8 protein-coding genes are annotated in these 14427 nt (G+C 54.2%); 4 read left to right on the top strand and 4 right to left on the bottom strand.

Annotation, left to right across the window (positions count from 1 at the left end; genetic code table 11):
* The first annotated feature begins 164 nt into the window (after nt 1–164).
* The 4 genes from J2I46_RS09510 (at nt 165) to pfkA (ending at nt 10036) form a co-directional block, all read left to right on the top strand.
* The gene (locus J2I46_RS09510) at nt 165–4253 is read left to right on the top strand and encodes a S8 family serine peptidase (protein ID WP_229379670.1); all 4089 of its coding nucleotides are present in this window, start codon (nt 165–167) and stop codon (nt 4251–4253) included.
* A 90-nt stretch (nt 4254–4343) separates the two neighbouring features.
* Nucleotides 4344–7088 (top strand): S8 family serine peptidase, encoded by a 2745-nt coding sequence (locus tag J2I46_RS09515; RefSeq protein ID WP_207328765.1) that lies wholly within the window; start codon nt 4344–4346, stop codon nt 7086–7088.
* Between the two features lie 185 nt (nt 7089–7273).
* Nucleotides 7274–8785 (top strand): choice-of-anchor I family protein, encoded by a 1512-nt coding sequence (locus J2I46_RS09520; protein WP_207328766.1) that lies wholly within the window; start codon nt 7274–7276, stop codon nt 8783–8785.
* 273 nt (nt 8786–9058) lie between these two features.
* Nucleotides 9059–10036, top strand: a complete 978-nt coding sequence (pfkA, locus tag J2I46_RS09525) for a 6-phosphofructokinase (RefSeq protein WP_207328767.1) — start codon at nt 9059–9061, stop codon at nt 10034–10036.
* Between the two features lie 124 nt (nt 10037–10160).
* Here the strand turns inward: pfkA and J2I46_RS09530 are convergent, their stop codons facing one another.
* The 4 genes from J2I46_RS09530 to J2I46_RS09545 all read right to left on the bottom strand — a co-directional run bounded on the left by J2I46_RS09530 (nt 10161) and on the right by J2I46_RS09545 (nt 14254).
* Complete coding sequence (locus J2I46_RS09530; protein ID WP_207328768.1) at nt 10161–10649, bottom strand: DUF5606 family protein; 489 nt, start codon at nt 10647–10649, stop codon at nt 10161–10163.
* 111 nt (nt 10650–10760) lie between these two features.
* On the bottom strand, nt 10761–11393 hold the full coding sequence (gene yihA, locus J2I46_RS09535; protein ID WP_207328769.1) for a ribosome biogenesis GTP-binding protein YihA/YsxC: 633 nt from the start codon (nt 11391–11393) through the stop codon (nt 10761–10763).
* 118 nt (nt 11394–11511) lie between these two features.
* On the bottom strand, nt 11512–12651 hold the full coding sequence (gene moeB / locus J2I46_RS09540; protein ID WP_207328770.1) for a molybdopterin-synthase adenylyltransferase MoeB: 1140 nt from the start codon (nt 12649–12651) through the stop codon (nt 11512–11514).
* 349 nt (nt 12652–13000) lie between these two features.
* Nucleotides 13001–14254 carry an N-acetylmuramoyl-L-alanine amidase family protein gene (locus tag J2I46_RS09545; protein WP_207328771.1) on the bottom strand — a complete coding sequence of 418 codons (1254 nt, stop codon included), beginning with the start codon at nt 14252–14254 and terminating at the stop codon, nt 13001–13003.
* Nucleotides 14255–14427: the final 173 nt, after the last annotated feature.

Genomic DNA, 14427 nt, shown 5'->3' on the forward strand with positions numbered 1-14427 from the left:
TGCGTTGTTAATTAGGCCAAACGAAGGTACTATTTGTTTAGACTCTTTCCAAAGAAGCCTTGTGTTCAGTTGTGTTAGAATATGATGAAAAGGTTTTCGTGGGTGCAACGTACGTTACTTATAAACGGTATTTAGAACGTAGATTTGTTTACCCAACAAACGTCTTGATTAAACAACGTATGCCCATTTTTTACCGCCTTACGGGATTTTGTCTGCTGCTGACTGGTTCGGTGCTGGCTCAACCGCTTCCACAGTACAGTCTGGCCCAGAAAAATCAGCTCCAGATCCTTCAGCAATCCCTAACGCAGGAACAAGCGGCCAATTATCAGAAGGCCGTTACGGTAGCTCAGCAGCAGGGGCGGGCGGTAGAAGAACCAGCGGGTGAGGGGCGTATCCGGCGGCTGCGTGGTATTGACGAACAGACCGGCAACCTGCTCTACGACATGGTGTATTTCAATGCCAGAGCGGCCAACACAACCCGGACAAACAGTTTGTATGCCGGGGGCTCGCTTGGGGTCAATCTGAATGGCAGCAGCACCCCTGTTCGCAATCGCCTCGGAATCTGGGATGGTGGGCTTGTGTATGCTGCCCATCCCGAGTTTGGCGGCCGCGTTATTCAGCAGGATAACCCAACCAATACGAACCGGGAAAACGAAGACGTGTACCACGCCACCCACACGTCGGGCACGATGATCGCTTCGGGTGTTAACCCACTGGCACGAGGCATGGCCTATGGCGCGAGCCTTCGGGCGTGGGATTTTGGCAATGACGTTAGCGAAATGACGACGGCCTCGGCCGATCTGCTGGTTTCCAATCACTCATACGGATCTATTGCCGGCTGGCGCTTTAACAGTAGCCGTACTACCACCAATAAATGGGAATGGTGGGGCGACACGACGCTCAACGTTACTCAGGATTATAAATTCGGCCTGTATGACGACAATGCCCGTTCCTGGGACCGTATTGCCAACGCGTCGCCCTACTACCTGATCGTGAAATCGGCGGGGAACGACCACGCAGCGGGTGGCCCAACGGCTGGTCAGGGCTATTACCTGGTTCAGCACAACAACAGACTCAGTACCGTACCGCGCGACCAGCAATTTGGGTACGACCAGATCACGACCTACGGAACAGCGAAGAACATTCTTTCAGTTGGGGCCGTCTCAAACATTACGAACGGCTATCAGCGCCCATCCGACGTAAGTCTGGCCTCGTTCAGCAGTTGGGGGCCAACCGATGACGGGCGTATCAAGCCCGATATTCTGGGGGTAGGCGTCAACGTAATCTCAACGGCGTCGTCTACGTCGTTTGCCTACGGGGCGTTAAGCGGTACATCGATGTCGTCGCCAAATGTAGCGGGGTCGGTGCTGTTGCTACAGGAATACTACGGGCAGCTCAATCCGGGCAAGTTGATGAAAGCGGCCACCCTGAAAGGCCTTGTTATTCATACTGCCAACGAAGCCGGCCCCACTACCGGCCCTGATTACCAGACAGGTTGGGGGCTATTGAACGTTGAACGCGCCGCCCGCGTGATTGCCAATACCGATAAGAGTAACATGCTGGAAGAACGTACCCTGACGCAGGGACAGTCCTATTCTGTGGCGATAGTAGCGTCGGGGCGTGGGCCGCTGGTGGCAACCATTTGCTGGAGCGACCCGGAAGGAACCGTAACCACCGGATCTGCCCGCTATAACGACCGCACCCCGAAACTGGTAAACGACCTGGATACCCGCCTGACTGAAGGCCAAGCCACCACGTTCCCTTGGACCCTCGACCCGGCCGCGCCTGATCAGGCCGCCAAGACGGGTGATAATATTCGGGATAACGTAGAGCAGGTGTACATAGCGAATCCTGTACCGGGACGTACCTACACACTGACGATTTCGCACAAGGGAACCCTGACTGGTACGGCTGGCCAGGCATACGCGCTGCTGGTCAGCGGGGCGGGCGGAACGGCCTATTGCGCCTCGGCAGCAACCTCGTCGGCCGATAGTAAAATTGCCAGAGTCCAGTTTGCCGGTGTAAACCAGGCTGGGGCCGACGGCTGCACAACTTATAGTGATTTCATGAGCACCACCGCCGTTACCGACGTTCAGCCCAGTCAGCCAATTCCGCTGACGGTAATCACAGGTACGTGTGGCGCGGCCAAACCGGTTGTCGTTAAAACCTACGCCGACTGGAATGCCAACGGGACGTTCACCGATCCGGGCGAGCTGATGGGTACGTCGGCTGTGCTCAACGGTCCGGGTACGTTCATCTCCACCATCGCGGCTCCCTCGAGCGTTACAGCCGGTACACTGGTTCGTCTACGGATTGTGGCGGTTGAAACGTCAGATCCCAACGCGGTGCAACCTTGTGGCAGCTATGGTAATGGGGAAACACAGGAGTACCTGCTTCGAGTTGTACCCGCCCAGACCGACGTAACCGTGTCGGATTTTGTAGAAGGAACCCCGACGCTGTGTGCCAATACCCAGACCGTGTCGGTTCGGGTACGTAACAACGGCGGTACCGACCAGCGCAATCTACCCGTGACCTTGCAGGTGACCAACGCCGCCAGCCAGCCGGTTGCTTCACTGACCAGCACGGTTAGTTTGCTGCGGGCTTACCACAACGCGCTGGTTTCGTTTGATCTGCCGGCATCGGTATCGCTGGCAGTGGGGCAAACCTATCAGCTGCTGGCTACCATTTCGCTGGCCGGTGACCAGGATACCACCAATAACCGGCTGGTGGCCAGCCGGACAATTGGCGCCGGATCAGTAACAGGTACGTTCTCGGCTGCCGCTTGCGGTAGCGACCCAACGGTGACGCTGCGCAGCACCAGCCCAAGTCCCGCCCTCTGGTATGACTCACCTACGTCAGGTACGTTGCTGGCGGTTGGAAATCAGACGTCGGCCGCAGCCAGATCAGTATATTATGTAACAACCAATGACTTTGCCGGACGGCTTGGCCCGCAGGCGAAAACGGATTTCCAGGGGGGAAGCTACGCCGGTAATTTTGGCCCGCAGCCCCTGATCAGCACAAAAGTGCCGATGCGCATCGACCGGGCCAGGATCTACACGGGTGCGGCAGGTCGGTTAACGTTCCAGGTACGTAAGTTCGACGAAACGGTTATTTCCAGCACAACGATTGACGTTATTGCCACACGAACGCTGCCTGCTTCGCAAACAAATGCCAACGGGCAGCAGGCTGATGACCCGAACGATGTGGGGGCAGTGTACCCACTGAACCTGTCGATTCCTACGCCGGGCGATTACAAGATCTCTATCGAATATGAAGAAGGCGTAACCATCTTCCGGAGTAACTCGGTCACGGCCGGCTCGGGGTCAAGTTTTGCGTTCCCGTATACATTCCGCGCTCAGAATGGTGATGTACTGGCCAGTAGCAAGGGGGCACTGTTCGACAGCGGCACCAGCATCGATACGCTGAAAGCAGCCTGGTACTATTTCTACGATATGCAGTTGCGCCCGCTCGATTGCCCGGCCGCACAGCGCACTGCCGTGACCGTTACAACGCGCCCATCGCCAACCGCCACAATTGCCGCCGTTAGCAACGCAACAGCTTGTCAGGGTGGGGTGATCTCGTTGCGATCGACCTCAACAACAGCTACGGCTGGCGAGGTACTTACGTACCAATGGCTCCTGAACGGGCAGGCCATTGCGGGGGCTACCAGTCAGTCATACGCGGCCGGAAGCAGTGGGCAATATGCGCTTCAGGTTGGTAGCAGCTGTGCGCCGGTTACGTCGTCGGCAGTGAGCGTTTCCATTGTGCAGCCGCAACTGCCCGTGATTGTCCAGTCGGGTCTGGTGCTGACATCCAACGCAACAACGGGCAACCAGTGGTTGCTCAACGGAGTGCCGGTAACGGGAGCAACGGGGCAAACGTATACCGCTCCCCAAACTGGTCGATATTCAGTTCGGGCCAATGTGAACGGCTGTGGCGATGGTATTTCCGAAGAGTTGTACGTGGCTATTCTGGCGGTGGAACCTCAATTCCAGGCTAGCCTGCGCATCTATCCGAACCCAACGCAGAGCCGCATAACGGTAGACGTTGCTGCGCCTGATTCGGGCCCGGATCCAACAGTTCGCCTCTTCGACGCCCGGGGCGTATTGCAGCAGCAGGTACCCATGAGCCGTACGCTAACTCGCTGCATGGCCATACTTGACCTGAGCAACTTGCCATCCGGTACGTTTTTTGTACAGGTACTGACAGACACCACCCAGAACGCGGCGGTAAAAGCAGTGCTTAAGTACTAAACGACCTTATATCACTTGGTTCCTGTTGGCAGTACATGGTTTAAACAGTCTAATCGTGCCCATGTCCTGATCTGGAAACTGGTTAGTAGTTTGATTATTAGCTTTATAGTAGTTTCGCCTATCCGGGCGCAACTGGCTTCATATACTACAGTACGGCCTACGCATGTACAGCGGCCTGCCTCGTCGACCAAACCGGTTGGGCGGAGCAGGCCGCTGGCGTTTGGGCGCAACAAAACGTATGCCAGTCATCGTGCTACGCTGGATCTCGGCCTTGATGCTACCGGTCACCCAGTCGTTTATGGACTGACGAACACCGAAGCTGCGCAGGGGACACGTACCCAGGCACTTTACGGACTGAACGCCACAGGTCTTTTTCTGAACGGGGGCACCCGGTTTGTTTCCGGTAAACTGGGCCTGTGGGATGGTGGCCAGGTGCTGACTACGCACCGCGAGTTTGGCGGCCGTGTAAGCATGCGGAATGCCGGTACGTCGTTGAGTAATCACGCCACACACATGGCAGGTACGTTGGTTGCGGCGGGCATCACGCCAGAGGCAAGAGGCATGGCTTACGGAGCTTCGCTGGCCGTTTGGGATTATGCCAATGACATAGCCGAATTAACGGTTTCGGCCGCCGATCTGCTGGTTTCCGTACATGCGTACGGACCATTGTCGGGCTGGGTGCAGAACCTGGAGCGGCCCGGGAATGATCCGAATAAAAAATGGGAATGGTGGGGGAATACGACCATCAGCAGTACCGAAGATTATCTGTTTGGCTTTTACAGCACCAAAGCCCGCGATATTGACCGGCTGCTCTACACGAATCCATCACTGCTGATGGTGCGGTCGGCCGATAACAAACGGGCCGAAACCGGACCAACGGCCAATACACCTTATTTTCTGAACAGTACCGATCAGCAAAGCACAGTGGTTCGCAGCCGGAACGATGCTTATGACGTGATCCCGGGCGAAGCCAACGCGAAAAACGTGCTGACGGTGGGCGCGGCCGAGGTGTCGCTGGATAGTGATAATGACCCCACCCGCCTGCTGGTTTCGCCCTACAGTGGGTGGGGACCTACCGACGACGGACGAATCAAACCCGATCTGCTGGGAGTGGGTACAGGCGTTTATTCAACCCTGGCCGACGGAACAGCGGCGTATGGCACCAACACAGGTACGTCGATGGCCGCCGCCAATGTGGCGGGTTCGCTATTATTGATTCAGGAATTGTATGCCCGGCAGACCAATGGCAAGTTCCTGCGGTCGGCCACGGTGAAAGGGCTGGCTATTCATACCGCCGACCGCCTGATTCCCGAGAAAGGGCCCGACTACCGGCAGGGATGGGGCCTATTGAATACCGAAGCTGCCGCGGCTGTGGTGCAAAATGCCAATCAGGCGCATCTGATCAATGAATCGACGCTGGCGCAAGGTCAGACCTGGACAACCTCCGTTATTGCACAGGGTGGTGAACCGCTCGTGGTTACGCTTTGCTGGACAGACCCTGAAGGCTCAGTAAGCCCCCTGACCCCTTCGTCGCTTAATAACCGAACTCCTAAGCTTGTCAATGATCTCGATCTGCGGGTGTTGGCTGGCAGCACCACATCGTTACCATTTGTACTGAACCCGGCACTTCCCGTCAATGCCGCCACCACCGCCGGTAACAGCCGCGATAATGTAGAACAGATTTACATTGCCAATCCGGTAGCGGGGCAAACCTATACCATTCGGGTCAACCACAAAGGTACATTGCTAGCCGGTATCCAGCCGTTTTCAGTACTGGCCAGTGGTCGGCGGCATGTAAAATGTACGCTGCCCGGTATGACCCTGCTGGCTAAAGCAGATACCACTATTTGTGAAGGCAGCGTGCTTAACCTGCGTTCCGACGATGTGCCGGGGGTGCGTTATGAATGGCTCCGCGACGGTATCCAGATTCTTGAAGCCAATACACCCGAATGTCCGATACAGGAGGCTGGTGCTTACACACTCCGATACACAGACCGTAATGGCTGCACAGGCTTGTCTACACCAGTACGGGTTAACGTGTTCAGTCCGACCGTGCAGGTATCGCCTTCAGCGGTACGTCAATACTTATGCGCCGAGCAATCTACGGTACGGTTGATAGCCAATGCTGGCAACGGAACCGCGCTTAGCTGGCTACGTAACGGGGTGCAGATAACGAGCGGCATGGCCAGTTCTACACTCGTTGTATCGCAGGAAGGAACCTATCAGGCGCAGATTATTCGAAATGGCTGCACAGGCCGCTCGGCAGCGGTTGAGGTTCAGGTGAGTGGTGTCAATACAATAACTGTGCTGCCCGCCGATGAACTGCTACAGTTACCCGTGGGCGCGAGCCTGAGTTTACAGGCAGCGGTGGGTAAAGAATTTCAATATCAATGGTTTAGAGATAAACAGGTGATCGATAACGCCACTCAGTCGACCCTGGTGGTCAAACAGCCAGGTACGTATCAGGTGCGGGTTAACCAGCAGCAATGCGTGGGCTGGTCGGCCGAAAAAGTGGTGCGCCATTCTGCCTGGACCGGAGACAGCGTAGCCGATTCGCTTCTGACCTTCGGTTCAGATGACAGCACGTTTGTGGCGTATCCTAACCCCGTACTTACCACACTGTTGATTCGCTATTTACAACCTGGTGCATCGCAGGTCCATGTAGATGTATACAGCGCAGCCGGGCATCTGGAAAAAGCCGGGTTTATGCTGAATCATCTCTCGAACGGCCTGTTTACGCTTGATCTCCACGTCGGCGATTTACCCATCGGCCTATACATGCTGCACCTTACCGATGGCCCCCGACAGCGCAGTCTCCGGTTCTTACGACGCTGATTAACAGATCAGTTTTCGGGCATAATATCAACTTAATACATAACGCTTTTTTGGAGTAGAGTATAGTGTAACTTATTGGTATATAGTTGTTTTAATGTTGTGCTGTGTTATCATATTGTGAACGTGAATTTCGGTTTTAAGTTGGTTTTAATCTTTGTGCCAACACATAACCAATCAACGTTCGCATGCATACATCCCGTTACTTGTTGGCCGGAAGTTTCGCCATTTTATGCCTGGTTTCCTGCGACCACCGCGATGCCGGACTCGATCCGCGTACCGAAAACACCAGTGTATTTCGGGAAATAGCCACACTGGATTTAGGTGGCACCGCCGCCTCCGAAATTTCGGCCTACGACCCGCTGAGCCAACGGATATTTACCGTCAATAATGAAACAGTTCCGAAGGTGGAGGTTCTCGAATACTCAACGGCAAATGGACTGGTCAAACGGGCGCCTATCGATGTGTCAGCATTGGGGGGCGTGGCCAATAGTGTGGCGGTGAGTAATGGTAAACTGGCTATCGCGCTGGAGGCAACCAACAAACAGGCGAATGGCAGCGTTGTGGTGGTCGACACCCGCACACTGGCGATTCAGAAAACAATTCCTGTGGGGGCCTTGCCTGATATGGTAACCTACAGCCCCGATGGCCGCTATATCGTCACGGCAGATGAAGGGGAGCCAAATGATGCCTATACGGTTGATCCGGTTGGGTCTGTCTCCATCATCGACATAACCAACAATTACAGCGTTAAAACCCTGACGTTTGAGGCCTTCGATTCGCAGAAGGCGACATTGATGGCCAACGGCTTTCGCCTCTTTGGCCCCAAAGCTAGCCTGGCGCAGGATGTTGAACCCGAGTATGTAACTATCTCTCCCGATTCACGGAAGGCTTGGGTGACGTTGCAGGAGAGCAACGCTATTGCCGAAGTAGACCTGGTTTCGGGGGCAATTCTGCGGTTATGGCCACTGGGCACCAAAGACGTCAGCCTGACTATCAACGCGATTGACCCCAGTGATCGCGACAACAAAATTGCGCTGGCCACCTGGCCCATCAAGACCTTCTATTTGCCCGATGCCATCGCTCATTTTGAGGCTAATGGAGGGAATTACCTCATCACTGCCGATGAGGGAGATACCCGGGCATATGGTGGCTACAACGAAGAAGCACGCATTAGCACGCTGACGCTCGACCCTGTGGCTTTCCCGAATGGAACTATGCTGAAAGACCCGGCCAATCTGGGTCGGATGGTGGTGACGAAGAGCCTGGGCGATACCGACGGTGATGGCGACTATGACGTACTCTACGGCTTTGGTGGTCGTGGGTTTAGTATCATTAACGCAGCCACAGGCCAGCGAAGCTATTTCTCGGGTAAAACGCTGGAAGAAAAAGTAATTGCTGCCGGTCTCTACGACGACACGCGCTCAGATGATAAAGGAGTGGAACCGGAAGGTGTAACGGTTGGTACGATAAACGGTCGGCCCATTGCGTTCATCGCGTTGGAACGGGCCGATGCCATTGCGATTTACGATCTGAGCGATCCGGCCAATCCGCAGTTCAGGCAGCTCCTACCCACTGGCGACGCACCGGAAGGTGTTCATTTTGTGGCGGCGGGCAAAAGTCCCACCGGCCGCAGCCTGCTGATCGTGAGCAGTGAGGGAGATGGGACTGTAAAGGTTTATCAGCCTGATTTCCTGTAATATAGATGGGTGCTTATGACCATAAACCGTACCTGATGGGTGCGGTTTTTTCGTAGCATCTGATCTGAAGTTGCTTTTTGCAGATGAATTTGGCGAAAACAGGATGCTGATGGGAATTAAGGTTCGTAAATCGGGACTTTCGCAGAAAAAACAGTTTGGGAGGCTATAATTCCCAAGTCTATGGCTTTAAATATCAAAATGAGGGTAATTTTGCGTGGTTCTTTGCGAGCCTGATCCCTACCAGTTGTTGTTGACGAAAAAATTGATTTGCGAATGAAACGTATTGCTGTGTTTACCTCCGGGGGTGATGCGCCGGGTATGAACGCCTGTATTCGGGCGGTTGTGCGCGGGGCTGTTTACCACGGTCTTGAAGTGTTTGGCATTCGCCGGGGGTATAATGGAATGATCAATGGCGACATATTCCAGATGACCTCTCATTCGGTGAGCAATATTGTTCAGCGGGGCGGTACCATTCTGAAATCGGCCCGCAGCAAGGAGTTCATGACCCCGGAAGGGCGGCAGAAAGCCTACGGCCAGTTGCAGAAATTCGGTATTGAGGGATTGGTTGCTATTGGCGGCAATGGTACGTTTACGGGGGCCACACTCTTCTTCGATGAGTTTGGTATTCCAACCGTAGGTGCGCCTGGCACGATCGATAATGACCTGTACGGTACTGATTATACGATCGGTTTCGACACGGCTGTGAATACGGCGCTCGAAGCAATCGACAAAATCCGTGATACTGCTGATTCGCACGACCGGATATTCCTGATCGAGGTGATGGGCCGTGACTCCGGCTATATCGCCATTCAGTCGGGTATTGCCGGTGGGGCCGAACTGGTAATGGTTCCTGAAGTGCTCACGCCTATTTCCGAGGTTGTAAACATCCTGCAACAAGGCTTTACCCGGAGCAAATCATCGTCGATTCTGGTGGTTGCTGAAGGTGAAGAGGAGGGCAGCGCTAAAGAAGTAGCCGAAAAAATCAGTAAGATGATGGTCGGCCAGGATCTTGATATGCGCGTAACAACGCTTGGCCACATTCAGCGGGGCGGGATTCCAACCGCCTACGACCGGATTCTGGCCAGCCGCCTTGGCCTGGGAGCGCTCGAAGGCCTCATGAACGGCGAAAAGAACGTGATGGCGGGCGTTATCAATAATGAACTTGTCTACACACCCTTCCGCGATACAATCCGTTTGCCTAAGCCAATCAACGAAGATTTACTGCGGATGGTGAAAATTCTGTCTGTATAAGGAAGTCCTTAAAACGGGAAGAGTCCGGCGTCTGAAAAATTTCTTGCAGGTAGCGTAAGCATCACCTATCAGATTTTTCAGACGCCGGACTCTTCCCGTTTTAAGGACTTACCAGCCGTTACAGCTATTCCGCTGTTTTGTCTTCTTCAGCAGCCGTTGATTCGTTTGTGACTGTTTCGGCTACCGGCTCGTCGGCCGATTTCTCGAACGCCTCGGGCGCATACTGATGGAGAATGGTATACCAGCTTATCAGCTTCCGGATATCGGCATCACGAACGCGTTCACGGTCATAATCAGGCAGAACCTGGGCCATGAAATCGGCGAGTTCAGATCCGTCAGCTTTCGGCGTTACGGGAAGGTCGTCTCCGAAGGTATCAGCTACCATCATCAGAATGTCGCCCAGCGGTACCGACTGCTCATTTTGAGGCGAGTCGGGCCGGTCAACATACATTGAAATGTCGTTGAGAACAGATACGCGGGCTTGTGGCCCCATCATTGTTTTGGCTTTCTTGGCGTCGATCGTTTCGACGATCACGCCCGAGCGCCCCGGTTTCAGGATCCGGTACAGGCCGGGATAACCCGAGATATTGGCAATGGTTTTTAGTGCTTCCATACGTAGGGGCAAAGGTAAGGCTTTATCCGTTTAGGCGGATGTGGAATCTGGATATCAGACGGAGGATTAGCAACGGTGGCGCTGTAGCTGCAGGCCAGGCGGCAGATCTGGTTAAGACTTTGTTGGGTTTAAGGTCCACTCGCTGTTGAGTTCCTCGATATAAGTAAGCACCTCGTCGCGTCCTTCACCCGTTACGGCAGAGGTGACGAAGTAAGTTGGGAAGGTGTCGAAGATCTCGGCCATCGCTTCCCGATACGCTTCGAGCGCCAATTGCCGCCCGCCCGATTTTAGTTTTTCGGTTTTAGTGAAGACCATGGCAAAAGGCAGTTCGGCTTCACCAAGGCGAGTCATAAAATCAAGGTCGATTTTTTGGGGCGGAATCCGCATGTCGATCAGTACAAAAATGCACTGAAGGTTGGGGCGGCTGGTGAGGTATCCCGTGATGATTGTGGCAAACTGATCGCGAATGGTTTTTGGTACCTTGGCAAAACCAAAGCCGGGTAAATCGACAAGATACCAAGGTGTTTCTCCCTTTAAATCGTTGATCCTGAAGTGATTGATCAACTGGGTTTTGCCCGGTTTACCCGACGTTTTAGCCAGGTCGGGACGTTGTACAAGCCGGTTAATGAGTGATGATTTTCCGACGTTTGACCGACCAATAAAGGCATACTCCGGCCGATCTGGTTTGGGGCACTTGGCAGGATCAGTGTTACTAATAACAAACTCGGCCTGATGAATTTTCATAGAGATACCAACTTACTGGAGCGCAAAGGTACGATCTATTGGCCGTTCGATGCTGGATATTGGCTATCAGACTGATTACCCCCTGTTTGTCCGGTAGCCACTATCCAGCATCCACTGTCTAATAGGTTGCCATTTCGGGTTCTATCTGCTGAGCCCAGGCATTGATACCACCTTCCAGATTGTATAGATTAGTGTAGCCGCTCTGTGTGTAGAGGTAGTTGGCCACGTTGGCCGACCGAATGCCGTGGTGGCAATAAATCACCACAGGTACGTCGGTTGGAATGCGCTTCCGGTCGGCAGCGGCGGTGGCGGCAATCATACCAACCGGAATGAGCACGGCGCCGTCGAGATGACACAGATCATATTCCTCACGCTCACGGACGTCGAGCAGAAAAATCCGTTCGCCCTGCTCAAGGCGATCGGCCAGGGAGCGGGCGGTTATTTTTTTCGGGGCATCGTTGCCGGCATGCGTCGGTTTCTGCCGATTGGCAATACCCTGCTGCGCCAGCGAGGTGGCATCGGCCCGGCGACGAATCCGAATGGTTCGGCTGGTGTGCGAGAGCAGATCGGTCATCAGGAGCTTATCGGTCAACGGTTCGCCAATGCCTGTCAACAGCTTAAGTACTTCGGTAGCCTGATACGTACCGATTACGCCGGGTAACACACCCAGAACGCCTGTTTCGGCACAGTTCGGAATCTCCATCTGACCGGGGCTTTCCGGGAAAACGCAGCGATAGGTCGGCCCGCGTTGCCCATCGGCCAGTTCGGCATTGAAAATGGCCACCTGCCCTTCAAAGCGGTGAATGGCACCGTAAACGAATGGTTTGTTAAGTGCCACACACCAGTCGTTGACCAGGTAACGTACCCCAAAATTATCCGTACAGTCAACAACCACGTCATAGGCGTCGATCAGGGTGCGTGCATTGGTCGAATCGAGCGCTTGGGCGTGCGTATCGAAGCGCAGGTCGGGGTTTAACCGCTGAAGGTGAGCCACCGCCGCCTTGGCTTTCGGCTGACCAATATCGCTGGTCGTATACAGCACTTGACGTTGCAGGTTAGACAGGTCAACCACGTCGGGATCAACCACGCCAATTCGGCCTACACCAGCGGCCGCAAGGTATAGCAGGACAGGGCATCCAAGTCCTCCGGCGCCAACTACCAGGACACGGGAATTTTTGATGGTGAGCTGGCCATTCAAGCCCCATTCGGGAAGGTTCAGGTGCTTTTGATAGCGGGTTTGTTCGGAGGGCGTTAACATAGGGTCGGCATGGGTAATACAGGCTGTTCAATGAACGCAAAACCGACCCTTTTTTTGTCAGTTTTGAGGATAAAATATGCGGATTTTTTTTGGGCGGTAGATCGATTGACAGGGAGAGTCAACTGACTAGAAAATAAAGTTGATCTATTGGTCATATATGGATTTACGTAAAACAATGGATTCTCGTTGCCTGTCTGCCCGAGTTAATTTTCTCCAGGTAACGACCTGTAGAAAAGCGATGACATGAACCGGAAAAAAGCAATTGGTCAAGCTGGTAGTTCGACTCGCCAACGACCTGATGCGCAGGCTGCCTGGGTACGTTGGTAACCGACTGCATCAGGAGCTACCCTCACCGTAATCGCCGTAGCCCTTTGGCGATGGTTTTGGCCATTTTGTCACGAAAAGCTGGATCAATGATCAGGGCCTCATCGTCCGGGTTGCTCAGGAATGGGCCTTCTACCAGCAGATTCGGGTAATCAGTAGGGCTATTGAAGAAGAAGTTGAAATGTCCCACGTTACCGAATTCCGATACCGGCAACCGCTGCAACAGTTCAGCCAGCACCGCCTGACTCCAGGGCCGGAAGCCGACGTGTTTATAGTAGGTACTCACGCCCCGCACCTTCGCACTGCCCGATGAGTTGAAGTGAACGCTAACGAGCAGGTTTGGCATCAGTTTCCGCATGGCCATTACCCGCTCAACGGTACCAAGCGTGGTATCGGTAGTACGCAGCATAATAACCCGTGCCCCGGCCCGTTCCAGGTACGTTGCCAGGCGCCGGGCCACGTCGAGCGTCAGGTTCTTTTCCAATTGCCCGGATTTCTCACCTTTGGCACCGGTGTTGCTTCCGCCATGCCCTGCGTCAACGGCAATGGTCATTCCCCGTAACCGCCGGCCGGCAGGCGGGCGACGAAGCCGGAGCATCAGTGTTGTTTTCTGGTAATAAAGCGAATATCCCCAATGGGCTGGACCACGTTTAGGGGTACGCAGTGCCACGAAAATGCGAATGTGCGCATCGGCTACCTGCTCAAACCAGACGCGCTCAACTGTCTGTACCGTACGCAACTGCGTGATCCAGTTTGTGTTAATGGCTGCTCCGAAAATATCCAGTATGATGCGGTCTGGTGCTATTTCCTGGCGGCTTTGGTAAGGTAACCGTTCAGGCAGGCGAATGGCTATGTAATCGTACAGGCTGTCGCCCGAAACCGTCCAGTTGCCTGTGAGTAGGGTAGGAGGTTCGACCAGTTGGCGTGACGCAGCAGGTACGTTTGTCGTGTCGGAGAGCCTGGGGACGGAGTCGACACGTACCTGCTCACTGGGTACGTAGGCGGTCTGGTTGGGGGCTAGCTGCACTCGATATAATTTATCGGTGATGCCCGTAATGTGCAGTACTATGCCCGAATCCAGGGTTTCCCGTTTGGCCCCGCCAAGGCGATCGGTACCGGTTCCGTAATATAAGTTGGTCAGCGCCGTACGGCTGCGGGCGGTCAGAACCGTATCGCGAACGGGTGAGAGTTGTGCCTGTGTTGTTAAGGGCGTTAACAGGGTGAGCCAGTAAATAAAAAGACCAGTTAGCCCGATCTGTTTAGTCGTAGTACGCATCATACCTGCAAAGTATGGGATGGAAACGAACCTGCTGCACAGGAAGCCCATTTGTTTGTGAGCGCTATCTATGTTATGGCCCGATGAGCCGTTACTGGCAAACCTCCTTTTTGCAGGGAATTGGGCAGCATGTGCGCAGGAGCCAGGTCAGACGTTGATTTTTGCAACAATTGGTT

Source organism: Fibrella forsythiae, from assembly GCF_017353175.1.
GTDB classification, from domain to species: Bacteria; Bacteroidota; Bacteroidia; order Cytophagales; family Spirosomataceae; genus Fibrella; species Fibrella forsythiae.

Coding starts and splice junctions, on each gene's coding strand:
- J2I46_RS09520 (WP_207328766.1), top strand. CDS start 7,274: ATGCATACATCCCGTTACTTGTTGGCCGGAAGTTTCGCCATTTTATGC.
- pfkA (WP_207328767.1), top strand. CDS start 9,059: ATGAAACGTATTGCTGTGTTTACCTCCGGGGGTGATGCGCCGGGTATG.
- J2I46_RS09530 (WP_207328768.1), bottom strand. CDS start 10,649: ATGGAAGCACTAAAAACCATTGCCAATATCTCGGGTTATCCCGGCCTG.
- yihA (WP_207328769.1), bottom strand. CDS start 11,393: ATGAAAATTCATCAGGCCGAGTTTGTTATTAGTAACACTGATCCTGCC.
- moeB (WP_207328770.1), bottom strand. CDS start 12,651: ATGTTAACGCCCTCCGAACAAACCCGCTATCAAAAGCACCTGAACCTT.
- J2I46_RS09545 (WP_207328771.1), bottom strand. CDS start 14,254: ATGATGCGTACTACGACTAAACAGATCGGGCTAACTGGTCTTTTTATT.